General features: G+C 39.2%; 21 protein-coding genes. 13 read left to right on the forward strand and 8 right to left on the reverse strand.

The features are described from left to right. Window positions 1–94: 94 nt before the first annotated feature. Window positions 95–2,917, reverse strand: coding sequence for a TonB-dependent receptor (locus G466_RS0115615; RefSeq protein WP_026814496.1), 2,823 nt, complete (start codon window positions 2,915–2,917; stop codon window positions 95–97). 92 nt (window positions 2,918–3,009) lie between these two features. Then, window positions 3,010–4,455, reverse strand: coding sequence for a hypothetical protein (locus tag G466_RS0115620; RefSeq protein WP_026814497.1), 1,446 nt, complete (start codon window positions 4,453–4,455; stop codon window positions 3,010–3,012). Between the two features lie 290 nt (window positions 4,456–4,745). On the opposite strand from G466_RS0115620, the gene G466_RS0115625 reads away from it, so the two are divergent. The 9 genes from G466_RS0115625 to G466_RS0115665 all read left to right on the forward strand — a co-directional run bounded on the left by G466_RS0115625 (window position 4,746) and on the right by G466_RS0115665 (window position 11,358). Then, window positions 4,746–5,435: a response regulator transcription factor gene (locus G466_RS0115625; RefSeq protein ID WP_026814498.1), complete on the forward strand. Its 690-nt coding sequence runs from the start codon at window positions 4,746–4,748 to the stop codon at window positions 5,433–5,435. Then, window positions 5,435–6,490 carry a sensor histidine kinase gene (locus G466_RS0115630; RefSeq protein ID WP_026814499.1) on the forward strand — a complete coding sequence of 352 codons (1,056 nt, stop codon included), beginning with the start codon at window positions 5,435–5,437 and terminating at the stop codon, window positions 6,488–6,490. Before G466_RS0115625 ends, G466_RS0115630 begins: the two co-directional genes overlap by 1 nt. A 172-nt stretch (window positions 6,491–6,662) precedes the next feature. Next, window positions 6,663–7,334, forward strand: coding sequence for a tRNA (guanosine(46)-N7)-methyltransferase TrmB (gene trmB, locus G466_RS0115635; protein ID WP_026814500.1), 672 nt, complete (start codon window positions 6,663–6,665; stop codon window positions 7,332–7,334). 3 nt (window positions 7,335–7,337) lie between these two features. Further along, window positions 7,338–7,970 (forward strand): LysE family transporter, encoded by a 633-nt coding sequence (locus G466_RS0115640; RefSeq protein WP_026814501.1) that lies wholly within the window; start codon window positions 7,338–7,340, stop codon window positions 7,968–7,970. After that, window positions 7,970–8,305, forward strand: coding sequence for an MGMT family protein (locus G466_RS0115645; RefSeq protein ID WP_026814502.1), 336 nt, complete (start codon window positions 7,970–7,972; stop codon window positions 8,303–8,305). The genes G466_RS0115640 and G466_RS0115645 overlap by 1 nt, the downstream gene beginning before the upstream one ends. A gap of 158 nt (window positions 8,306–8,463) precedes the next feature. Beyond that, complete coding sequence (locus G466_RS0115650) at window positions 8,464–9,603, forward strand: Mrp/NBP35 family ATP-binding protein (protein ID WP_026814503.1); 1,140 nt, start codon at window positions 8,464–8,466, stop codon at window positions 9,601–9,603. Window positions 9,604–9,605: 2 nt separating this feature from the next. After that, window positions 9,606–9,845, forward strand: coding sequence for a NifU family protein (locus G466_RS0115655; protein ID WP_026809143.1), 240 nt, complete (start codon window positions 9,606–9,608; stop codon window positions 9,843–9,845). Between the two features lie 72 nt (window positions 9,846–9,917). Further along, window positions 9,918–10,976 (forward strand): NAD(P)/FAD-dependent oxidoreductase, encoded by a 1,059-nt coding sequence (locus G466_RS0115660; protein WP_026814504.1) that lies wholly within the window; start codon window positions 9,918–9,920, stop codon window positions 10,974–10,976. A gap of 52 nt (window positions 10,977–11,028) precedes the next feature. Beyond that, a complete protein-coding gene (locus tag G466_RS0115665; protein WP_026814505.1) occupies window positions 11,029–11,358 on the forward strand; it encodes a 2Fe-2S iron-sulfur cluster-binding protein in 330 nt (109 codons plus the stop codon). 128 nt (window positions 11,359–11,486) lie between these two features. Here G466_RS0115665 and G466_RS0115670 read toward each other — a convergent pair whose 3' ends face one another. Then, entirely contained in the window at window positions 11,487–13,223 is a 1,737-nt protein-coding gene (locus G466_RS0115670; protein WP_026814506.1) for an ABC transporter ATP-binding protein, read from the reverse strand. Between the two features lie 309 nt (window positions 13,224–13,532). On the opposite strand from G466_RS0115670, the gene G466_RS0115675 reads away from it, so the two are divergent. Beyond that, entirely contained in the window at window positions 13,533–15,713 is a 2,181-nt protein-coding gene (locus tag G466_RS0115675) for an acylase (RefSeq protein WP_026814507.1), read from the forward strand. 20 nt (window positions 15,714–15,733) lie between these two features. Here G466_RS0115675 and G466_RS0115680 read toward each other — a convergent pair whose 3' ends face one another. The 5 genes from G466_RS0115680 to G466_RS0115700 form a co-directional block, all read right to left on the reverse strand. After that, on the reverse strand, window positions 15,734–16,372 hold the full coding sequence (locus G466_RS0115680; RefSeq protein WP_026814508.1) for a hypothetical protein: 639 nt from the start codon (window positions 16,370–16,372) through the stop codon (window positions 15,734–15,736). Window positions 16,373–16,551: 179 nt separating this feature from the next. Further along, window positions 16,552–17,625, reverse strand: coding sequence for a dipeptidase (locus G466_RS0115685; protein WP_026814509.1), 1,074 nt, complete (start codon window positions 17,623–17,625; stop codon window positions 16,552–16,554). Window positions 17,626–17,665: 40 nt separating this feature from the next. Beyond that, the gene (locus tag G466_RS0115690; protein ID WP_026814510.1) at window positions 17,666–18,778 is read right to left on the reverse strand and encodes a D-TA family PLP-dependent enzyme; all 1,113 of its coding nucleotides are present in this window, start codon (window positions 18,776–18,778) and stop codon (window positions 17,666–17,668) included. Window positions 18,779–18,826: 48 nt separating this feature from the next. Next, entirely contained in the window at window positions 18,827–19,297 is a 471-nt protein-coding gene (locus tag G466_RS0115695; RefSeq protein WP_026814511.1) for a RidA family protein, read from the reverse strand. Window positions 19,298–19,300: 3 nt separating this feature from the next. Continuing rightward, complete coding sequence (locus G466_RS0115700) at window positions 19,301–20,617, reverse strand: gluconate:H+ symporter (RefSeq protein ID WP_026814512.1); 1,317 nt, start codon at window positions 20,615–20,617, stop codon at window positions 19,301–19,303. Window positions 20,618–20,893: 276 nt separating this feature from the next. On the opposite strand from G466_RS0115700, the gene G466_RS0115705 reads away from it, so the two are divergent. The 3 genes from G466_RS0115705 (at window position 20,894) to G466_RS0115715 (ending at window position 23,555) form a co-directional block, all read left to right on the forward strand. Continuing rightward, the gene (locus G466_RS0115705) at window positions 20,894–21,205 is read left to right on the forward strand and encodes a hypothetical protein (protein ID WP_051315721.1); all 312 of its coding nucleotides are present in this window, start codon (window positions 20,894–20,896) and stop codon (window positions 21,203–21,205) included. 543 nt (window positions 21,206–21,748) lie between these two features. Next, the gene (locus G466_RS22290; RefSeq protein ID WP_229797237.1) at window positions 21,749–22,366 is read left to right on the forward strand and encodes an SPFH domain-containing protein; all 618 of its coding nucleotides are present in this window, start codon (window positions 21,749–21,751) and stop codon (window positions 22,364–22,366) included. 463 nt (window positions 22,367–22,829) lie between these two features. After that, window positions 22,830–23,555 carry an energy transducer TonB gene (locus G466_RS0115715; protein ID WP_026814514.1) on the forward strand — a complete coding sequence of 242 codons (726 nt, stop codon included), beginning with the start codon at window positions 22,830–22,832 and terminating at the stop codon, window positions 23,553–23,555. Window positions 23,556–23,675 lie beyond the last annotated feature (120 nt).

Genomic DNA, 23,675 nt, shown 5'->3' on the forward strand with positions numbered 1-23,675 from the left:
ATCTCCTGAGAATAGTAGATAGCTTCGCTTGATATTAAAATAAAGTGCATTAGGAGGTTATAACCTGCGCAGTTCAATATAAATTTATATTAACTTAAAATGTTATACTGTATCCTAAGGAAAATGTCCTTCCTGGATTCCTTTTAGAAAAGGTTTTATTTTGGGCTCCATAGGATTCATACTCACTTACAATATTATCATCTAACAAATTTTCTATCTTAAAGCTTATACTTTGTTCATTGTTGGCTCCAAAACTTTTAGAGAAATTGAAGTTTAAATGATTAAAAGGTAGTGTGTATACATCCGGAACAAAGCCGTTTCCAACCACCTGGAGGGTTTTTCCCTGTACATTGTAATTGAAACCTACAAGTATACCGTTTTGGTCTCCTTTGTAGTGTAGTCCACTATTGATCATATATGGGGATTGTCCCTGTAATTCCCGATTATTGCCCAGTTGTTCTCCTTCTCTAAGTCCTAATTCCCTTAGCTTGCGTTCACTTTCTCCATATTTCTGAGTCGATTTTATTAGTGAGGTGTTTAGATTAAAACTAAAATTTGAAAGGCTCGCTGCAATAAATCCTAAATTTTTCCTCATTTCAAATTCTAGTCCTATTACCTCTGCATTACCCAAGTTTTTAGGAGTAAAATTATCGGAAGACGATTCAAAATAGGTAAGTTCTATTGGGTCTTTAAACTTTTTGTAAAAACTGCTCAAGGCTATCATTTCAGCACCTTCTCCAAACCATTCCATCCTAAAATCGAAATTATTGATATAAGTGGGCATCAAGTCAATGTTACCAATAAACGTATTATTGGATAAGGGGTCGTAAATCTTGGCGATAGAGGCTTCTTTAAAGGAGGGCCTTGCCGTAGTTAAGGCGTAGGATGCCCTTAAATTTATGTTTTCATTTAATTCGTATATTAAATTGGCGGTTGGGAAAATATCTAGCTTATCTATGATCCGTTCGTTGTTGTAGATAACTTTTTGTGGATCGTTATTATCCTTGTTATCCTCCCCTGTATATCTGGAAACAAAGTGTTCTGCTCTAATTCCTAGGATGGTCCGTAATTTTTGTCCTATCCTAAATTCGTTGGAAATATAACCAGCAATATGCTGTTGCGTAGCTTGGTACATATTGGCAGGCTCCGAAATGGAGATGTCTGGATCTATATAGCTGCCAGAATTATTATTTACGGTCCATAGGTTTTCATCACGTAAAATAATATCAGCAACACCGTCAAACTTGGTGGTTTGGCCATTGTTTTCTATCTCGAAATTTAATATTCCAAAATCTCTATCTTTATATGCTCCGTATGTCCCAAACTTTAACTTCGCATCGCGGTTAAAAAACTGGTATCTTTTGGTTAGGTCCAATTTAGCTACAGCATTCACTTCTTCCAAATCCCTCCATATTCTTTTAGGCTGATTGTTCTGCGGAATGCTAAACACACCATCCTCTACCCGAAAAGACGTTGTTCTAATATCCTTATCTTGAATTTTGGATAGGGTAGGACTCAAAGTCCACTCTGTGGTCCAAGAAGCGTCAGTGCTATTATGTGTACCAGATAGGTGTAAATTGGATATAGCTCTTTGGGTATATTCTAAGTTGTCTTTAGAAAAGTTGACAAAATCCGAGAAATTTAAACTCTGATTGAAATAACCAGCGGTAGACTCTCCATTTTGTAAATGTAGAATATTGAGTTTGTATTTAGATCTTTCGGTTTTAAATGAGGTGCCTAAGAGTCCGCTTATTAATACATTGTGTTTCCCTAAATCTCCATTTTGAGTTCTATCTGTTTCCAACTCAAATATGGAAGTGTCCGCATTTCTTCTATAAAAATTGTTTTCAGCCCCCTCGTAAAAGGTTGTTTTGTTTTTATAGGAGATAGAACCAAAAAATCCAATTTTATTTTCACCCTCGCCTATTTGGTATTGATTGCCAGTAGTAAAGCCTAGACTGTAATCCATTCCGCTTTTTTCTCTCATGGCAGATAGTGTTGGATTAAACTTTTTGGTGATAGCGGTTAATAAAGGGTTGTACTCAAAAGTGTTGGGGATATATTGATTGCGGTTTATAGGAAGGCTTCGGGAGCCATTGTCAAACCCCAAGAAATCGGTGGAGCTGCCTTTGTAATTCAAATAGTTGGTATTAAAGTGCATATCCGGATTATAACTGCCGCTTAAAGAGAGGCTGTGTTCTTTTTTTGTTGGATAGTCCTTAGTAACGATATTGACGATTCCTCCAGTAAAATCTGCGGGCAAATCAGCGGATGCCGATTTAAGGACTAGGATATTATCTATAATATTGGTCGGGAAAATATCAAGCTGTATGGTGTTTCTGTCAGGATCAAGCCCCGGAATATCCACGCCATTCAATATGGATTTGGTATAACGATCTCCTAAGCCCCTAACATACACATACTTTCCACCTTGTACAGATACCCCGGGAACACTTTTGATGGCGCTGGCCACGTCGCCAGATCCCATTTTCTTAAAGGATTCCGATGAGAGTCCGTCTAATAAGTTAACCGCTCTTTTTTGGATTCCTAATACCGCCTTCTCGGTATTCTTTTTAACACTTACAGATACTACTACTTCATCCAGACCCTCAGCAGATGTTTCTAAAGTGACATCTAATTTCACAGGCTCTTTCATAGAAACTACAATGTCTGTTACTTCTACGGTTTTATAACCTAGGTAGGAAAATGCAAGGGAGTAGGTGCCTTCCTCTAATTGCAACTTATAATTTCCGTCATAATCAGAGGTAGTGCCTACATTGGTTCCTTTTACAACGATATTAGCAAAGGGAACCGGATCCTGAAAATCGGCATCTATAAGGGAACCGATAACTTCGCCTCCTTGGGAATAAATTAGTTGAATAAGGAAGAATGTAAGAATTGAGATTTTAAGTTTCATATATAAGTTTGTTAATCTATAAAGAGACCAATTGCCCTGACTGACTAATTGGCGGGCAATTGGTTGTTAGTTTAAGAAGTTGTAGTTGTGAATTAAAAAGCAGCAGCACCTTTACTAAGTGAGTAAAATGTCCATGAGAAAACCGAGGTGTCTGCACCTACAGTTTGTGCGCCTTTCTCCACTTTTGTAGTCCAAGAAGCTGCTCTTTCTGTAAAGGAGGGATCTAAGATTAGTTTAGACTGTACGTCGTTCCCGTTTGCATCTTTTTTTACTTTTTCAGCGAATATAGAGTTGTCAAATCCTACTACTTCCCAGGCTTTAAAAATTAATTTACCGTCTAAAAAGTTTTGGGCCACATCATTGGCGTCCAATTCCACATCCTTACCTTCTGGAAATCCATAGGCATATATATGGGAAGTTGTGCCCATGGCGTTACTACGGTAATCTGCATATTCCCCGTCTGAGGCCGTTGCGCTACCAATAATAGTAGCATTTTTTAAGGTGAAAGAGCCTTCTAGCGAACCTTCTGGACCATCAATTTCAAAAGCATGATCGGAGGCTTCCTCTAAAATAACTACCGCATTGTCTATAGTGCCGGAATAGGCTTGGTCTATGTCTATAGCATCGTCTCCTTGAGCCCAAACCAAAAGATTGGTTGCGTTTACGGTACCTCCAAAAAACTCGATACCATCGTCTACATTGCCCACAATTTCAATATGGTCTATTAATGTGCCACTTCCTACAGACCCTAGGGTGAGTCCGTTTATTTCATTGCCTTCTCCGATTAATGCCCCTCCATGGCGTATGGAGATGTATTTTAATATTCCGGAATTATCACTATCGTTTAGGGCATCGCCAGGACCGTATAGGCCATAAGTGTCGTCTGCAGGAATACCTTCTATTTGTAATTCGGAAACATCTCCCTTGAAGGATCCACTGGCTCTCCCTAGAACAATAATTCCGCCCCAAAGCCCTCTCTGAGTCTCGTCCAAGTTGGTTCCAGATTTTTGACCCACACCTATATTATCGGCTTCCGCGGTAAAAATAATGGGCTTTTCAGCAGTTCCTTTCGCCATAATTGTAGCGCCTCTCTGTACGATAAGTGCAGAAGCTAAAGATCCGCTGCCTGGCTTTCCTTTTACAATAGTTCCGGGCTCTATTGTAAGGGTATTTCCTACTCCAACTACAACTTTACCCGCTAATAGATAAATGTTGTTGGCCGTCCAAGTGGTGTCTTCGCTAATCTCGCCGGAGATGGTAATTATTTCTGCACAAGAGCCTCCAATATCTATTCCTGTTTCATTCCCGTTCTGAATTCCGTCATTGCAAGTAGCTATTTCATCTATACAAGGCTGACAGTTAGGTCCGCCACAATCTATATCCTTTTCTCCCTGATTGCGTATGCCGTCGTTACAAGTAGCAATTGCATCCGAAATGGGCGGTTCATCATCGTTGCTACAAGAGGTGATTAAAATAGTGGTAAATGCCATAGCGGATAATAACATTTCTCTGGAAGGGAATAGTTTTCTAAGATTCATTTTTAATGTTTTTTTCGATTTTTAAAACACTGCAAATAAATCACCTCATTGTAAATGTGAAGTTAGCCAGATATTAAGCATCTGTTGACTTAAGGTTATGAAAATGTTACTATATCAAGTGAAGGTTAATTGGTTAGGGTGATTAGTATTATCTTTACTTCGGATAAGGAATTACAATAATAACATAGGAGAATTATATAGCTATATAAGGTAATCCCATTTACTAATAAAAAGGAGAATCAGTAAACCATTCTTTAGAACTGGGGTAAATAAAAAGAAATACCAAATAAATGAAAAAGAAAGATATTAAAATACTCTTAGTCGATGATGAGCCCGATATACTGGAAATTGTAAGTTATAATCTATCTGCTGAGGGGTATGATGTCTTTACAGCAAAAAATGGGATTGAAGCTGTAGCCAAGGCAAAGAAGAAAAAACCACATTTAGTCATATTAGATGTAATGATGCCAGAAATGGACGGGATTGAAGCTTGCGAAATTATCCGTAAAACTGCTGGTTTGGAAAATACCATAATCACCTTTCTTACCGCAAGGGGAGAAGATTATTCCCAAATGGCCGGTTTTGATGCTGGGGCGGACGACTATATTACAAAACCCATAAGACCTAAGGTTCTGGTGAGCAAAGTAAAAGCGTTACTTAGAAGGTTAAAAAATAATGGTGAAGAAGAAGAAGCAGATATAATTAATGTAGGTGATATCACTATAAATAGAGAAGAGTATAAAATTATTAACCTAGGAGAAGAGATCATTTTACCTAGAAAGGAATTTGAGTTATTGTCATTATTGACATCCAAGCCAAATAAGGTTTTTAAAAGAGAAGTAATATTGGATAGAGTATGGGGAAATGAAGTAGTAGTTGGAGGCAGGACCATAGATGTTCATATTCGAAAATTACGTGAGAAATTAGGAGATGATCATTTTAAGACCGTAAAAGGGGTGGGCTATAAGTTTGTATTGTAATGGTGACAAGGATAAAAAAATCATACCGATTTGCACTGCGTTCTAGTTTACTGATTTCGGCGGTACTAAGCCTGTTTCTTTGGGCAATACTCTCTCTTTCGGGGAAAGTGTCCTGGTGGCTATTAGTTGGATTTGTAATTGGTGCAAGCGTTATTTCATTTTTTATTCTTCAAATAAGGGTAGAGCGATTTATTTACAGAAGGATAGAGAAAATTTATAAGGATGTAACCCTTCTGCAATCCACCTCCTTGGCAGCTAGGACCGTTACTACGGATATGCGAACCTTGACCGATGAGATAGAAAAATTTGCAAAGGATAAAAAAATAGAGATAGACACCCTGAAAATCCGGGAGGAGTATAGAAAGGACTTCTTGGGTAACGTTTCCCACGAATTAAAAACGCCTCTTTTTACAGTACAAGGATATGTTCTAACGCTATTAGATGGCGCAATGGAAGATAAGGTGCTGCGAAAAAAATATTTACAGCGTGCCAATAAAGGAGTAGAACGCCTAATTTATATTGTTCAGGATCTGGACTTAATTACCAAATTAGAAACAGAAGGACAAAGAATGAATTTTGAGGATTTTGATGTTCTAGAATTGGTGCGTAACGTTTTTGAGCTTTTGGAGATGAAAGCAGCGAGAAAAGACATAATCCTGACTTTTGATAGGGAGTACAAGAAACCTATTTATGTGCGGGCTGACCGGGAAAAAATTCAACAGGTAATCACCAATCTTTTGGTTAATTCAATAAAATATGGTGAGCGGAACGGCACCACCGAGGTTAGTGTAGAAAACCTGATAAAGAATAAAGTTATTGTAAGGGTTACGGATAATGGCGAGGGAATTTCCGAGCAGCACTTTGGAAGGATATTCGAACGGTTTTATAGGGTAGATAAGAGCGGTAGCCGTACAGAAGGCGGCTCTGGTCTTGGCTTGGCAATTGTAAAACATATTATTGAGGCCCATGATGAAAAAATCTATGTGGAAAGCGTTCGTGATGCGGGCTCAGAATTCTCATTTACTTTAGAGAAATCACATCATACTACTGCCTAAATAACCTATTTCTAAATTTTTCAACGAGTTTTAATCAGAATCAACTGCTATTATAGGGGTTGCTAGTTCAATTAGACTAAGGTTAGCGGTATTTTTAAGAAGAAGATAGCGCAGCTGTGGCGAAGAACTTAGATTTCCTTAGCTTTGCCAAATTACTAATTAGTTGATATCTGTGGGAAGCAAGAATAAACTTAAGCGATTTAAGGAGAACGAAACCTTCGGCAATGTATTACAACCTACAAGGGAAGAGGTGGTAAGTGGGCAATTCCCGAATAAGGGCAAGTGGAATGAGTTTTTCGGGAACGATAACCCTATTGTTTTGGAACTAGGTTGTGGTAAAGGAGAATATACCATCGGTTTGGCAAAGCAAAATGGGGATAAGAACTTTATTGGAATAGATATAAAGGGCGCCCGATTCTGGCGAGGAGCAAAAACAGCGATTGAAGAGGATATAAAGAATGCTGCATTTATCCGTTCCCAAATAGAACTTATTGATCATCTTTTTGAGCAAGATGAAGTGTCTGAAATTTGGATTACTTTCCCAGATCCGCAAATCAAATATAAACGAACCAAACACCGGTTAACCAATGCTCTTTTTTTGGAAAAATATAAGACGATCCTAAAAGAGGAGGGTACGGTAAACTTAAAGACCGATAGTGAATTTATGCACGGCTATACTTTAGGGCTCTTGCACGGTAGCGGATTGGAAGTGCTTTATGCCAATCATGACGTATATAAAAACGAGGGCAGTCCTAGGGAGGTTTTGGAAATACAGACCTACTATGAAAGGCAGTACCTTGAGAAAGGAAAGCCAATAACCTATATCAAGTTTAGAGTGCATTAGTCTATGACGCATATTATTATTCTTTTTTTCGCCACATTTTCTGCGGCTTTTATGGCAACGGTGCCTCCGGGCTTGCTAAATATGAATGCCGCCAAAATAAGTGTAGAAAAAGGGAAGACTAATGGTATAATCTTTAGTCTGGGCGTTTCTTGTATGATCATGGTCCAAGCCTATATTTCGGTATTGATCTCCAAATTTTTATTTAATCATCCAGAAATAATAGATTGGCTGTTAAAAATAGCGCTTTTGGTATTTGCATTTTTTGCTATCTTCTTTTTTTTAAAAGCTAAGAATAGTGAAGAGGATGACCCGCTGGAAAAAGTGAAGGTTAGTAAGAAAAATAGCTTTTTTAAGGGGATATTATTGGCGGCAGTAAACCTGTTGACTATTCCGTATTACAGTGGTCTTAATGCTATGTGGAATGCCTCTGGGTGGATTAAATTTCAGTTTAAGGATATAGCGACTTTTATTTTAGCTGCAGGCTGCGGAACATTTGCTGTATTGTACTTATACACCATTTATTTTACCAAGTTAGAAACCAAATCCAACCGGTTTTCTAAAAATTCCAATTACATACTTAGTGTTTTAATGGCGCTTTTGCTAGTTATTACCTTTATTCGTATTTTATATACCTAATGCAGTCCAAAAATCACAATTTTTTTGAAAAAGTATATGCAGTGGTGAGGAAGATACCTTATGGACGGGTTACTTCTTATGGCGCTATTGCCAAATACTTGGGCATGGCAAGGAGTGCAAGAATGGTAGGGTGGGCTATGAACAATGCACATGCTATGGAAGATGTTCCTGCGCATCGCGTAGTAAACCGGAAGGGACTGTTAACGGGGAAACACCATTTTGAAGGGACCAATCTGATGCAGCAATTGTTAGAAAATGAGGGAATTAAAGTGGTGGATGATCAAATTGTGGATTTTGAAAACTTCTTTTGGGATCCAATGAAGGAGCTGGTGTAATGCTTCCCAATTAAATTTTTGGTGCCCATGAACGGGGTGAAGGATAATGGATCCTCTTAGATGTTACTTTTCAGGTCCATTCTTCATATTCTCAGTCCTAAGCCTTATCTTTGTAATTTAGAATCAGTTTTAATAAAGACTGTTTAAGAACGTATTAGATGAAATTGGACAAGAAGGATATAGTTAAGGCGCTGGAGAAAATCACTGTTCCGGGCGAGGGTCAAAATATGGTAGAAAGTGGAGCGCTAAAAAATGTAATGGTTTTTGGCGATGAGGTAGTAGTAGATATTACTATCGCGAACCCCAGTTTACAGGCCAGAAAGAAAACAGAGGTGGAGATTTTAAAAATTATCCACTCAGAAGTTTACGAAAAGGCTAAAATAACGGTTAAAATTAAGGTAGATGCTCCCGCCAAACCTAAGGTAAATGAAATAAAAGGGAAGGCTATCCCTGGAATCAAGAATATTATTGCTGTTGCATCTGGAAAAGGTGGGGTTGGTAAATCGACCATAACAGCAAACATAGCAGTTACTTTGGCTAAAATGGGTTTTAAGGTAGGATTATTGGATGCTGATATTTACGGTCCTTCTATGCCTACTATGTTTGATGTGGTTAGGGAAAAACCTCTGGCAGTAAAGGTAGATGGGAAATCTAAAATGAAGCCCGTAGAGAGTTATGGGGTAAAAATCCTATCAATAGGATTTTTTACAGAACCTAATCAGGCAGTAATTTGGCGTGGGCCTATGGCGGCCAAAGCGCTTAATCAGATGATATTTGATGCCCATTGGGGAGAGTTAGATTTTATGTTGCTCGATCTTCCACCAGGGACTGGGGATATTCACTTGAGTATTATGCAGTCATTACCTATTACAGGGGCCGTAGTGGTAAGTACGCCCCAAGAAGTAGCATTGGCCGATGCCCGAAAAGGAGTGGCTATGTTCCAACAAGAATCTATCAACGTTCCTGTACTGGGGATAGTAGAAAATATGGCCTATTTCACTCCTGCGGAGTTGCCGGATAATAAATATTATATTTTTGGTAAGGAAGGCGCTAAACATTTGGCAGAAGATTTAAACGTGCCGTTTTTGGGAGAAATTCCATTGGTGCAGAGTGTAAGAGAGGCAGGAGATATTGGTAGACCAGCGGCCATGCAAACTGCTACCGTTGTGGAGCAGGTTTTTGAGGAGCTTACCAAAAATGTAGTGAGGGAAGTAGTGGGAAGAAATGAGAATTTGCCACCTACCGAAGCTATAAAAATAACTACTATGGCAGGTTGTTCGGCCGTTAAAAAGAAATAACTATGACGTCTATTGAAATTAAGAATAATGTTGAAAAGGCCTTGGAAGAAATCCGGCCTTTTTTACAGAGTGATGGTGGGGATATTTCCCTAGTTTCCATTGATAACAATACTTCCGTTAAAGTTAGGTTAGAAGGGGCTTGTGCAGGTTGTAATATTAACCAAATGACCTTGAAGACCGGTGTTGAAATGACTATAAAAAAACATGCGCCGCAGATACAAGAGGTGATTAATGTGGAATGATTGTCTGAATTGTTTTCATAAATATACATCACCCCATTTTATACTTTGCAGCTACTTTAAGATTATTTTTTCATGATTAAAACAGATATTCTAATAATTGGCGCTGGACCAACAGGACTATTTGCTGTTTTTGAAGCAGGTCTTTTGCAGTTAAAGTGCCATCTTATAGATGCCTTGCCACAGCCAGGCGGACAATGTTCGGAGATTTATCCCAAAAAGCCCATATATGATATTCCCGGTTTTCCGGAGGTATTAGCGGGTGATTTGGTGGATAACTTAATGGAGCAAATAAGACCGTTTCAACCTACTTTTACCCTTGGGGAACGCGCTAATACTATAGAGAAATTAGAAGATGGTACCTTTGTGGTTACCACTAATAAAGGTACTAAACACAATGCTCCTATTGTTGCCATCGCTGGTGGATTAGGTAGCTTTGAGCCTAGAAAACCTTTAGTCCCGAACTTAAGTAAATACGAGGATAAGGGTGTTTCCTATTTTATAAAAGATCCAGAGATTTACAGGGATAAAAGAGTACTTATTGCAGGTGGGGGCGACTCTGCCTTGGATTGGAGTATCTATTTGGCAGATATAGCTTCGGAGGTAACCTTGGTACATAGAAGAAATGAATTTAGGGGTGCGTTGGATTCCGTTGAGAAAGTCCAATCCCTTAAAAACCTTGGTCGTATAAATCTAATTACTCCCGCAGAAGTTGTTGCTCTTAAGGGAGACGATAAACTGGAAGCTGTTGTATTCAATAAATCAGGGGATACCGAAGAAGAAATTATTAAACAGGTGGATGAATTTATCCCCTTGTTTGGTCTTTCCCCCAAATTGGGGCCTATTGGAGATTGGGGTTTAGAAATTGAGAAAAATGCGATAAAAGTCGATACTTTCGATTATCAGACCAACATACCGGGAATTTATGCTATTGGGGATGTAAATACATACCCCGGAAAATTAAAACTGATCTTATGTGGTTTTCATGAGGCAACCTTAATGTGTCAAAGTGCTTACCAGCGTATATTTCCGAATAAAAAATATGTTATGAAATATACTACCGTGGGAGGTGTTTCTGGTTTTGACGGAACAAAAAGAGAAGCGCCAAAAGCAGTAGTAAAAACAATAGATTAATAAAAGTAGATTAGTTTAAAATCGGCAAAAATTCATCATTTCACTAAACATAATGAGCGATATAAAATTAAAGATAAAAGATAGAGAAGGTGTGGTACACGAAGTAGATGCCCCAACGGATATGAACATGAACCTAATGGAAGTAGTACGTTCTTACGAACTGGCTCCAGAAGGAACTATAGGTGTGTGTGGGGGAATGGCCATGTGCGCTTCATGTCAATGTTATGTGGAATCTGATCATACGCTTCCCGACATGTCCGATGATGAGGATGCCATGCTAGCAGAAGCATTTTACGTTCAAGACAATAGTCGCTTAGGCTGTCAAATTCAAATGACCGAAGATCTGGATGGATTGGAAGTTACTCTTGCTCCAGAAAGCTAATATACTTAAAGTCTAACTGTGAATTATTCTTATTTATAAATGCCTTTTCATTTTTTGGGTAACCAAAAAAATGAAAAGGCATTTATAATTTTAGAGTGCTCCCTAAGCACATAGGAATTATTGTTATTCTAAATCCTAGCCTGATAGGTGTATAGATTGTAATACCTTCCTTCTTTGGCGATTAGTTCGTCATGTGTTCCCCTTTCGGCTATCCTACCATTTTCGATGACCAGAATTTTATGGGCCTTTCTAATAGTGCTTAAGCGGTGGGCAATTACAAAGGTAGTCCTTCCTTCCGTAAGGGTGGCCAAACTCTTTTGGATCAATGCCTCGCTCTCAGTATCCAAATTGGAAGTAGCTTCGTCTAAAATCAAAACTTTAGGGTCTGCCAATACAGCTCTTGCTATAGCGATTCGCTGTCTTTGTCCGCCCGATAATTTTACTCCGCGTTCCCCTATCAGGGTATCAAGGCCATTTTCAAATCTGTCGGTAAATTCGTCCACATAGGCCGCCTTAACTGCTTTTTGTAATTCTGCTTCCGTGGCATTGGGTCTTGGGAACATTATATTTTCCCTAATAGTGCCTTCAAACAAAAATTCGTCCTGTAAGACTACGCCAAGGTTTCTACGAAAGCTATTTAGCTTTACTTTGGAAAGATCCTGGTCGTCTATGGTAATGGTTCCTGACATAGGGTTAAGGAAACTTGCTGCCAAACCGGCTATAGTAGATTTTCCGGATCCGGAGCTGCCCACAAGGGCTACCACCTCTCCCGAACTTACTGTGAAACTTATATTATGTAGCACTTCCTTATTTTCCTCATAGGCAAAGGAAACATCTTCAAAGGTTATGTTACCCCTAATATCGGATAAAACTGTTGTCCTATCCTCCTCTTGGGCTTCTGCGGTCATATTCATCAGTTCTTCGGTACGGTCCAATCCTGCAAGGGCTTCCGTTAATTGACTACCAATATTGCTCATCTGAACAATTGGAGCTACCATAAGTGCCAATAAAAAAGTGAATTCTAGGAATTCACCAATGGTAAGCTGATCCATCATTATCTTATATCCGCCTATTCCCATGATTCCCGTGGAGGCGATTCCCAATAAAAAAGTGGAAGAACTAGTCATAAAGGCTGTGGCTGTAAGACTCTTTTTTACATTTTGAAAAAGTCGTTCTACCCCTTCCTCAAATATTTTATTCTCTTGCTCCTCAGCATTGAATCCTTTTATCACCCTAATGCCACCCAAAGTTTCTGTAAGCCTACCCGTTACCTCGGCATTTATCTTTCCCCTATTTCTAAAAATAGGTCTAATAAATTTAAAGGCCCTTTGGGCTATCAATGCAAAAACACCTAAGGGAACTAAGGTGAATATAGTCATGGAAGGGCTAATTAGGAACAAAAGAACTAGGGCGACCACTGCGGTTAGAGTGCCGCCTACCAATTGCACCAATCCTGTCCCAATAAGATTTCGTACCCCCTCTACATCGGTCATGATCCTAGAGACCAAGGCTCCGGATTTATTGTTGTCAAAAAATCGTATGGGAAGGGTTAGGATCTTTTTTTGTACTTGAGCTCGTAATTCAGAAATTAGGAATTGAGCCTGAACACTAAGTATTTTGGTCAGTAGAAAAGAGGTAACAGCTTGGACAAATATGGACGCTCCTACTGCAATTACAAGAAGTTTTAAGAAATCCAGATCCTTGTTAGGGATAATATCGTCCATTAAATAGGGTAGGGACATCGGGGCAACAAAACTAGCAGCCCTACTGATAACAATCAGTAAAAGACCAATGAAAACTAATTTTCGCCTGGGCCATATAATTGTTTTGAAGGCGGTAAGGACACTAACTTTTTTTTGGGACATTTATTTTATTGTGTTTTTAATCGAACGTAAAATGCAAAAGTAACTAAGTTATTCCCAGTTTGTTCCTATTTGTTTGGGTAAAACCTTTATCGCGTAAAATATAAAGGGATTTTCATTTTTTGGATTATGGCCGCAAAAAAAATACCACTACCTTAGTCTACCGCCTTTAATCGCAGTAAATTATAAAATGAGCATTGTTAAATACTGGCGTCATATATTAAGTAATATATGCGAACCTGACTGCCGTGAGGCAAGTTTACCTATGTAGGTGGGTTTACATATGACCGTAATATCAATAAAAAACTTCCTATGAAATTGCTATACTTTTTTCTCGCTCTTTCCTTAATGTCTTGTAAAGCCAATGATGTCACGCCAGAAATAGAAGGCTGGAAGGCTCAAGCCGAAAGGGTGACTATAATTCGGGACGATTTTGGTGTGCCGCATATTTATGGGAAAACGGATGCCGATGCTGTTTTTGGATTGCTGTATGCGCAATGTGAAGATGATTTCAATAGGGTGGAGCAAAACTATATCTGGGCAACAGGTAGACTGGCAGAGGTAGAAGGAGAGGCGGCGATCTACAGTGATCTTAGAGCCAAATTGTTTATGACCAAAGAAGAGGCCATTGCTAACTATGAGGCGAGTCCCAATTGGTTAAAAGAGCTATGCAAGGCATTTGCCGATGGTATTAATTATTACCTCTATACCCATCCTGAAGTAAAGCCAGAATTATTGAACCGCTTTGAGCCGTGGATGCCTATGTATTTTAGTGAGGGCTCCATTGGTGGGGATATTGAACGGGTGTCAACCAATAAAATAAAAGCTTTCTACCAGAATGGTATGGCCATTCCAAAAATGGATGAGTATAAGTCAAAGCAAGAGAAAAAACAGGAAGAACCCCAAGGGTCCAATGGAATAGCGATATCGGGAAAATTGACAGAGTCTGGCAATACGCTACTTTTAATCAACCCGCATACTTCCTTTTATTTTAGGGGAGAGGTACATGTGGTTAGTGAAGAGGGGCTTAACGCATATGGTGCGGTTACATGGGGTCAATTTTTTGTCTATCAGGGGTTTAATGAAAAAACAGGGTGGATGCATACCTCCACTTATACGGATATAATGGACGAATTTATGGAAACCGTTGTAGCGCAGGATGATGAACTCTATTATGTGTATGGGGAAGAACTTAGACCAGTAAAAAGTACTGAAGTCACCTTAAAGTATAAGGAAGACGGTGCAATTAAAGAAAAGACCTTTCCTGCCTACCACACCCATCACGGTCCTATTACGCATATGGCAGAAGACCGTTGGGTGGCTACCGCAATGATGTGGGAACCAAAAAAGGCATTGGAGCAATCTTTTATACGTACCAAACAAACAGGATATAAAGGATTTAGAGAAATGATGGATATGCGCACCAATTCATCAAACAATACCGTATATGCCGATGCTGAAGGGAATATCGCCTATTTTCATGGCAATTTTATTCCAAAAAGAGATCCCATGTTTGATTATACCAAGCCTGTAGATGGTAGTGACCCAAGAACGGATTGGCAAGGGTTGCATACGGTGGATGAAAATATCCTACTACTGAATCCTGAGAATGGATGGTTTCAGAATTGTAATTCCACACCTTATACTGCAGCATTGGAATTCAGTCCTAAAAAAGAAGATTATCCTAATTATATGTCCATAGATCAAGAGAATTTTAGAGGAGTACATGCTATAAGCTTATTGAAAGATAGGTCCGACTTTACTTTAGACAATTTAATAACCTTAGCCCACGACCCTTATTTGCCCGCCTTTGAAAAGCTCATACCTGGGTTGGTGGAGGCCTTTGATAAAATATACCCTAAGAATGAAGTATTAGGAGGTCCTATTGATGTGTTGAGGAATTGGGATTATAAAACGTCCACCGAAGCAGTAGGAATGACCCTAGCTCATTATTATGGGACGTTGTATGGTAGTGAAGGGGTGTTGCCACAAGAAATGAGCGATATGGACGCTATGAATTATTTTGGAACTCAGTCCCCATTATCAGAGCGTTTAAAGCTTTTTACAGTAGTGGTTGCTCAGTTGGAAAAAGATTTTGGGACTTGGAACATACCATGGGGAGAAGTAAATCGATATCAGCGTATTAACGGCGAAATTCAGCAACCATTTGATGATGCGCTTCCTAGTATACCAATTGGATATGCTTCGGGGCGTTGGGGTGCCCTAGCAGCTTACGGGGCTAGATATAGCAATAATACCAAAAAAATATACGGTACCCGTGGCAATAGCTTTGTGGCTGTGGTAGAATTTGGGGAGAAGGTAAAAGCAAAAAGTATATTGGCAGGCGGACAAAGTGGGGATCCTTCTTCTCCACACTTTAATGATCAAGCCTTGCCATATGCCAAAGCAGAATTTAAGGAAGTTCCATTTTATAAAGAGGATGTAGTTAAAAGAGCAAAAGAAACGTATCGTCCTGGAGAGAGAAGACTATAATTTAAATATTTGTAGGGTATTTATTCCTTAACCACAATGATAGTGGCTTTAGAACCGGTAGACAAATTCCATAAATTGGAATGAATCAATTTGCCTTCGTCATCAAATACATTTACTTGGGCAGTATTGGGACCAGAAGTACCTTGGTTTAAAGCCTCAAAATCTATTCTATTAAAACCCTTTTTGAGGTCTAGATTAATCCCTTTAAATGCCCCAGTGAGGAAAACATTGGGTTCTACTACTTCATCGTTCAGGAGGACCCGTATTCTATCCCCATCAACATATTCATGGTCGCGGTACATTACCCCAACAAATTTTCCGTTGGTCTTAACATCCCCTAAATACATATTTCCAAAGTAGGTTGAAGAACTCTTGCTCTCTTTTTCCCCTACTTTCGGGTCTAATTTTAAATCATGACCAGCCTGTACTAAGTTTCTTGTGGGAAGCATATTTATTTGCCTAGCCGTTAAAGAATCCTTTAGGTTAATCGTGGGCTTTTTATCAAGAATTGAAGGGATTTTTAGAGGGGTACCTTCTGGTTTATCCAAAATACTTCGGTCTCCTTCTATTATTAAAGGTTGAGTAGTAGGTAGATCGGTCTGAGACATTCCCAAAGCGGAAAATAGAAACACGATATAACATAAATATACAATTCTCATAAGGCCAGATCAAGGTATGTTTGACTTACAAAAATATCAAATACCTTGCCAATTAAATTTTAAATTGATGTTAAATTAAACGTTATCACGTTGTTAGGGTTAGGTAATTGGGTTATTTTATTTTTTGTCTCCCGTTTGTAGATGATCCCCAAGACATTGTAGGTTAAAACAGGATGATTTTATACTGGTGTTCCCCATGTGTCTTTAAGAAATTCAATAAAGTTTTTACTCATAATATTTTCTATATCATCCGGGGTATATCCTCGTTCCGATAATAGTATTGGCACTTTCTGTAAGTCGGCGATTGTATCTAGATCAATAGGGCATTGTTCTTTCCCAAAGCCACCGTCTAGGTCCGTGCCTATGCCTACATGAAGCGTATTGCCTGCCAATTGACAAATATGGTCAATGTTATGTACCATATGCATTAGGGATACTCCGGTTTTTTCGGGCGTAGAAATGCCTCTTTCCCAATTAGGTACCATCATCCAAGCATCTAGTGCCATTCCAATAACTGCATCCCTAGATAGTAGCTCCTTTATTTGCTCATCTGAGAACTGTCTATTATGGTCTACAAATTTCCGACAATTATTATGGCTTGCCCATACCGGACCTTGATAGACCTTCATAGTTTCCCAAAAGCTCTGATCACATAGGTGGGTCGCATCCAAGATGAGGTTCAGTCGCTCAATCTCCTTTAATAACACCTTGCCTTTGTAACTTATACCCCCAACTGAGTCAGTTCCATGTGCATAGGTACCCGGACCGTAATGTGCAGGGCCTATAGCCCGTAGTCCCTGTTCGTAAGAGCGTTCCAAGTGCTCTATTGTAATAAGGGAATCTGCCCCTTCCAAGCTTAGAATATAACCTATGGGACAGTTCTTAGGATCTTGCTTCCAACGTTTTAAATGGGCTTCTAGCTCCTTAGTATTAGTGATTTTTACCATTTCCCCTAATTCTTCCATAGTTAGATACCATGCTAGTTGACCTTGAGTCTGTGCCCAAGCTTGTTGTGGAGAGTTCCATCCAGGTAATTTATTTTCTGGCTTTACGTAACGTGCAATTTGAGTAGCTACGCATATTCCTATATTCCCTTTTCGCATGGCATCTAACGAAACAGTATTTTTGGCTCGGTCCGGCTTATCCATCATGCCAACCTCACTTTCCCGGATAGCTGCAATGCTCCATGTTAGGTCTCTATTCCACTCCATAGCGTTCATAGCAAGGTCTAAATGTGCATCAAATACAAACATAATATTTTATTAATTTCATTATCTACTGGTTTCTAATTGCTTAGATTGTTATTTTGCTATTGCGTGCTGCTACTTTCCAACTCCCTGTTATGATTCCATCAACAGCAGTTAAAACCGCGTCATACTTTGCAACGGTAGGGCAAATATGCTTTGGGATGGCATAAACGAGATCACCAATTCTAGGTTGGGATGCTCGCGGACATTTTACTACCAGGTGTTCTTCGCTTTGACTTGTTTGTTCGGCCTTGTCTACATTTAAAAAATCTACTCGTGGCAAGTTCATTTCGGGAGCCACCCATTTATGGCCTAAATCAAAACACACTTTACCTAAGTTGGGTTTACTGATCACCCTAGTCAAGAGTACCGCCGCTGGAAGGAACTCTAGGTCCTGATAGGAATTGCCGTAGCCAGAATCCCATAAGAGGGTGGTTCCTGGACTGGTTTCTACTCCTTTGCGGATAGCATGAAAAGGAAACGTGGGAGAGCCTCCGGCAATTATTGTTGGCACGGGAAGGCCTGCTTCCTCCACTGCCGATTTTAGTGACAAAACTGAGACAAAATCTCGGTCGCATTCGTTCTTTCTCGCTTCTGGGTCTTTGGCTCGGATATGGCCATCATACACATGCAATCCGCACGCAACTATCGTTGGTTCTTCATGTAAATAGGTATAGAGTTCTTGAGCAGATTTGTTAGGAAGTATTCCACTTCTGTCCATACCATTATTAATATCCATCCATAGGGATATTTTTTGGTTCTTTTCCGAAGCCAATTTGGCGATTTCCTTGGCGTGGGTCAGATTATCGGTAAGGGTGGAAAAATTAGATTCTGGAAAGGTTGCTATCAAGGAGAAAAAGCGGGCCATGTTTGCTGCTACGGGTTGCATAGCTAAAAGGATGTCTTTGGCCCCGCATTGGCCTAAAAGTTCGGCCTCGGCTATGGTAGCACATTTAAATTTTTCAATGCCATGTTTTATTTGCAGTTGGATAATCTCTGCCATCTTGTGGGTTTTTATATGGGGCCTTAAATTCTGCGCCCCTCCCGCTATTTGGATCATAGTCTTAATATTCTCTTCTATCCGCTTGGGATAGACCACTAGAGCAGGGGTAAAAATATCCTTGGTGTTGGTAATGGTAAACCAATCATTATCTGTCATTTGCTTTATTATTTAATATAAAATCAATAAGGGGATATTTCTTTTGTCTTAATGCAATTGGAACATTGCCTCCACTTCCACAGCTATATTATCTGGGAGCATCATTCCTACAGCACTTCTAACCCCAATGCCGTGCTCCGTTCCAAAAAGGTCGGCCATTAGTTCGCTAAATCCATTAATAACATAGGGGTGTCTCGTAAACTCCGGAGTGCAATTAACCATCCCTAAAACTTTTACTACTCGCTTTATGTTATCTAAACTACCATAATGGGTCTGAATGGTAGATAACATAGTAAGTGCTACTTGTCGCGCAGCCATTTTGCCCTCTTCTTCGGTGAAAACGTCACCTACTCTGCCTGTTATAAGTGTACCATCCCTCTTTACTGGGCCTTGTCCCGAAACATATAAAAAGTTCTCTATAACTAAGAGGGGCCTATAGACTCCGGCCGGTGGCGGAGCAGGAGGAAAAATCAAACCCAATTCCTTAATTCTTTGCGTGATATTATTTTTATTTTCCATAAATCATATAAATAAACTTAAGATCAAGACGCCAATTAAACCCATTATTCCTACAGTGGTTTCCATAACGGTCCAAGTACGTAAGGTGTCGTTTACGGATAGGTTAAAATATTCCTTGAATAACCAAAAGCCACTATCGTTTACGTGGGAAAGCATGAGGCTGCCCGATCCTATGGCCAATACCATTAATTCTGGACTCGTTCCCGTAGCCGATACAAGAGGCAGGACGATTCCTGCGGTGGTGAGTCCTGCAACGGTGGCAGAGCCTACACATACCCTGATGACCGTGGCTACCATCCACGCTAAAACGAGGGGAGATAAGGCAGAATCTTTTAAAATCTCAGCGATATATAGACTTACCCCACTGTCTATAAGTACTTGCTTTAGGGCTCCGGCGCCCGCTATAATAAGTAGAATCATAGTAATACCGGAGATCCCGTTACTTACTGAATTCATAATTTCGGGCATTTTCTTTCCCCTCGCCAAGCCTAAAGTATAAATAGCTACTAATACCGAAATGAGCATGGCCACCGCTGGGTTCCCAATAAAATTGATGTAGGGCATTATGGGATTGTTCGCGGGCATTAATAGATCGGCTAAGGTGGCTAGCATAATCAGGATGATGGGTAGTAGTGCCGTGAAAATACTGATAGCAATCCCTGGCATTTCGGATTCTTTTAAAATGCGGGGGTTTACAAATTCTTTTAAGGGGGTGGCCTCAATATTTTTTATGGTTCGAGAGAATAGAGGTCCCGCAACAATAATGGCAGGAATAGCGATGATTATCCCGTACAAGAGGGTTTTTCCAATGTCTGCATTAAAGGTAGTCGCTATGGCCGTAGGGGCTGGGTGTGGAGGTAGGTATCCGTGGGTTACGGATAATGCCGCAATCATAGGAAGCCCAACATATAATAATGGAAGCCGGGTAGAGGCCGCAATGGTGAAAATTAAGGGAATTAATATTACAAATCCCACCGAGTAGAACATGGGTATGCCCACAATAAAACCGGTAAGTACTAATGCCCATTGTATGTTTTTAATTCCAAACTTCGCTATCAGACGGGTGGTAATCTGTTGTGCGGCACCGCTATCTGCCACTAGTTTGCCTAGCATAGCGCCTAGGCCCAATATCATGATTAGAAAGCCAAGTGTGCTACCAATTCCATCTTGTATGGATTTTACCAGCAATTCCAATTCCATTCCCTCTGCAATGCCAACTGCAAGAGAAACTATGATAAAGGCAATAAAAGCGTTGAGCTTAAATCTGGCTATTAGGATAAAAAGAAGTAGTATCCCAAGGACAACGATTAGTAATGGCATAAGGTTGGTTTATTGGTAGACAATGGTTTTAACCATTAAATATACAGTTTAATTTGTTTAAAAACACTTCACTTTTAGGAAGTTCTGATATAAAATCTATGAGAAAGCCATAGAGATAATTATTTTATATTTTAGAAGTTAAGCCAAGAATTGTATAGGTGAATTGATGCGAAATGGGAATTAATGGATATATGTTTTTATCTTGACAGATAATAATCGGAACCAAAGTTATTGAAGTTGTTACGAATTCAATTAACAACATAGAACTCCATATTCATGAACGAAGTAAATCCAAATAGCGACCAAAATCCCCAAGGACAAACCATCATTGTAAATCAAAGATCAAAGACTAACGGGATTGGAACAGCTGGCTTTATACTCTCTATTATTGCTCTTGTCGCTGGTTGTTTGCCAATTATAGGATGGACTGTTTGGTTTCTAGGCTTATTATTTTCTTTTATAGGAATATTTAGCCGACCAAGAGGACTTGCTATTGCGGGATTGGTTATTTCTTTAATAGGGTTTGTTCTTTTCTTATTCGTGTTTTCAACCTTGGCAATATTTGGAATTCTTTCAGAAGGATTTTAGGAGTCAGTTGCCTTATAACAAGCTGATTATTTATAGGGCGGAGAATAGAGATAACAAATAGACACCCCCCAGGACACAACTCGCAGGCCACGTTAAAGAAGCGGACCGGCAATCGTTGGAGCGTGTTAATCTTGAATAAATTTCCGTAAGGAATGGGGTGCTTGCCACAATCTATCTTCTCTTTTGTACTAACTAGATTTATCGCAGTCTGGTTATCTAGTTTATGTTGCAGAAGAAATAGGGCGATAATACTTGAAATCAGCTGTTTTAAGAAAAGAGTTTGGGTTAACTTTTTCGGGAGAACTAATTATGACTAATTTCAGGCTGTTAAGCTTAAGTCTAAAATAGCAAGGTTTTGTTGGGGTTAATCGCTTGGTTATCATTGTATTATTTCGTAGCTTTAAAAGAAGTACCCTTAGAAATAGAAAGTTAACTGCTTTCCCTTTTTACCATCCTCCCCGATGATTTGGTGCGTCTTGTATATGGTCATGCTTCTTCATCTTTCAGAAATAACATTAATAGATTTCAACTAAAAGATACGTCATGGCACCATCCTTAATTTTTATCGTTTTTATCATTTTGTTTTTCCTGTCTGGAATCAAAATTATTTATGAATATAAACGCGCTTTAAAGTTTAGGTTTGGGAAATATATAAAAACCTTAAAACCTGGTTTAAGGTGGATTATCCCAGTAATAGAAACCATTCAAGTGGTAGATATACGTGTAATTACCATCAACATTGATTCACAGGAAGTAATGACGGAAGATAATGTGCCTTGTAGTATAGATGGTGTGGTTTTTTTTAGGATAAGCAATCCTGAAAAAGCAGTATTAGAAGTAGAGGAATACCGGTTTGCCATTACTCAATTGTCGCAGGCGGCTTTACGTGATGTTTGCGGGAAAGTAGAATTGGATACCATCTTATCCAAACGTGAAGAGATGGGGAAAAATATAAAGGCCATTGTAGAGCTAGAAACCATGGAATGGGGCATAGAGATTAGGGATGTTAAGATTAAAGATATTCAATTGCCAGAAAATATGAAACGTATGATGGCCAATCAGGCCGAAGCGGAACGTTCTAGAAGAGCTAGGATTATCCTTGCGTTAGCCGAAGAGCAGGCGGCCGGAAAATTGTTGGAAGCTGGGAAGCTAATAGATTAATCCCCATCAGCTATAAAACTACGACTATATCAGACCCTCTCCCATATTGCTGCAGAGAAGAATTCAACTATTCTCTTTCCATTCCCGGAGGAAGTTTTACCAAGAAGTTCAAAAACAAAAGTATAAAACTGGATCCATTTGTAGCTATTATAAGTCCTATGCTAAATATAGTTTATAAAATAATTATCCTTATTTAAGGAATTTTATTTATTCAAGATTTTATAATACTCCTACTCCCTTCCCTGCATTCCATTAAATTGAATGTGAGGACTTATTTAAATTTTATGCACATTCCCTTAGTATGTAAGGGTCTATAAAAGTCGTGATTAATCTTCATGGTTACGCTATGAGTCGGCTGTTGCGTTAGAGATGTACTCTTTTTGATATATATGTTATCAACTGATAATTATCATGTTAAGAGTGCTGTTTAATTGCGAAATTGATAGTATAAAATTGTAAGGTCATGGAACTCAAAAAGAACCCCAAGGCAGATTTGAACAAAAAAAGCGGACTATTTTTTGTTATCGGACTTGTATTGGTTCTTATTTTAGTTTGGAGAGCCTTAGAATTGCGCAGCTATCCAAAGGATGATTTGCCAGTTCAAATAGTTACGGTGGTGGATAATTTAGAGGAGATAGTACCAAGTACCGAAACGCTTAAGTTACCACCACCCCCTGCACCTCCTGCCGCTCCCGAAATTATTGAAATTGTAGAAAATGTAGCCGAGATAGAAGAAACCGTTATCCAAAGTACCGAAATTAATCAAGAAACGGTGGTAGAAGAAGCACCTTTAAAAGTAGAGGATGTAGTAGTGGTAGAAGAAGAGGAGGAAGATGTGGAAGTGCCATTTGCAGTTATCGAAAATGTACCCGTATTCCCCGGATGTACAGGCAGAAATAATGATGTCCTAAAAGCATGTTTTCAAAAGAAAATTCAAGAACACATACAAAAGCACTTTACCTATCCGGATGTTGCGGTGGAATTAGGTATAGAAGGTAGGGTGTATGTGCAATTTATTATTGATAATACAGGAGATATAATTCAGATAAAAACTAGGGGCCCCGATAAATTGCTAGAGATAGAAGCCAATAGGATTATTGCTGCCCTACCACAAATGAGGCCTGGTAAACAACGGGGAAGGTCCGTTAAGGTATCGTATATTATCCCTATAACTTTTAGGCTGCAATAAAAAATTTAACTTATTTGCTATATACCAAGGTAAAGGGGGTGGAAATGATTTATTATTTTCTACTAGCTAATAACCCATAATTAGGAGGCTAAAAACAATAGCGAAAATATAATTGCTATA

Source organism: Arenibacter certesii DSM 19833 (assembly GCF_000429545.1).
Taxonomy (GTDB): domain Bacteria; phylum Bacteroidota; class Bacteroidia; order Flavobacteriales; family Flavobacteriaceae; genus Arenibacter; species Arenibacter certesii.

Excerpts from the sequence above, each read along its gene's own strand:
- G466_RS0115615 (WP_026814496.1), bottom strand. The coding sequence starts at position 2,917 with ATGAAACTTAAAATCTCAATTCTTACATTCTTCCTTATTCAACTAATT.
- G466_RS0115620 (WP_026814497.1), bottom strand. The coding sequence starts at position 4,455 with ATGAATCTTAGAAAACTATTCCCTTCCAGAGAAATGTTATTATCCGCT.
- G466_RS0115625 (WP_026814498.1), top strand. The coding sequence starts at position 4,746 with ATGAAAAAGAAAGATATTAAAATACTCTTAGTCGATGATGAGCCCGAT.
- G466_RS0115630 (WP_026814499.1), top strand. The coding sequence starts at position 5,435 with ATGGTGACAAGGATAAAAAAATCATACCGATTTGCACTGCGTTCTAGT.
- G466_RS0115640 (WP_026814501.1), top strand. The coding sequence starts at position 7,338 with ATGACGCATATTATTATTCTTTTTTTCGCCACATTTTCTGCGGCTTTT.
- G466_RS0115645 (WP_026814502.1), top strand. The coding sequence starts at position 7,970 with ATGCAGTCCAAAAATCACAATTTTTTTGAAAAAGTATATGCAGTGGTG.
- G466_RS0115650 (WP_026814503.1), top strand. The coding sequence starts at position 8,464 with ATGAAATTGGACAAGAAGGATATAGTTAAGGCGCTGGAGAAAATCACT.
- G466_RS0115655 (WP_026809143.1), top strand. The coding sequence starts at position 9,606 with ATGACGTCTATTGAAATTAAGAATAATGTTGAAAAGGCCTTGGAAGAA.
- G466_RS0115660 (WP_026814504.1), top strand. The coding sequence starts at position 9,918 with ATGATTAAAACAGATATTCTAATAATTGGCGCTGGACCAACAGGACTA.
- G466_RS0115665 (WP_026814505.1), top strand. The coding sequence starts at position 11,029 with ATGAGCGATATAAAATTAAAGATAAAAGATAGAGAAGGTGTGGTACAC.
- G466_RS0115670 (WP_026814506.1), bottom strand. The coding sequence starts at position 13,223 with ATGTCCCAAAAAAAAGTTAGTGTCCTTACCGCCTTCAAAACAATTATA.
- G466_RS0115675 (WP_026814507.1), top strand. The coding sequence starts at position 13,533 with ATGAAATTGCTATACTTTTTTCTCGCTCTTTCCTTAATGTCTTGTAAA.
- G466_RS0115680 (WP_026814508.1), bottom strand. The coding sequence starts at position 16,372 with ATGAGAATTGTATATTTATGTTATATCGTGTTTCTATTTTCCGCTTTG.
- G466_RS0115685 (WP_026814509.1), bottom strand. The coding sequence starts at position 17,625 with ATGTTTGTATTTGATGCACATTTAGACCTTGCTATGAACGCTATGGAG.
- G466_RS0115690 (WP_026814510.1), bottom strand. The coding sequence starts at position 18,778 with ATGACAGATAATGATTGGTTTACCATTACCAACACCAAGGATATTTTT.
- G466_RS0115695 (WP_026814511.1), bottom strand. The coding sequence starts at position 19,297 with ATGGAAAATAAAAATAATATCACGCAAAGAATTAAGGAATTGGGTTTG.
- G466_RS0115700 (WP_026814512.1), bottom strand. The coding sequence starts at position 20,617 with ATGCCATTACTAATCGTTGTCCTTGGGATACTACTTCTTTTTATCCTA.
- G466_RS0115705 (WP_051315721.1), top strand. The coding sequence starts at position 20,894 with ATGAACGAAGTAAATCCAAATAGCGACCAAAATCCCCAAGGACAAACC.
- G466_RS22290 (WP_229797237.1), top strand. The coding sequence starts at position 21,749 with ATGGCACCATCCTTAATTTTTATCGTTTTTATCATTTTGTTTTTCCTG.
- G466_RS0115715 (WP_026814514.1), top strand. The coding sequence starts at position 22,830 with ATGGAACTCAAAAAGAACCCCAAGGCAGATTTGAACAAAAAAAGCGGA.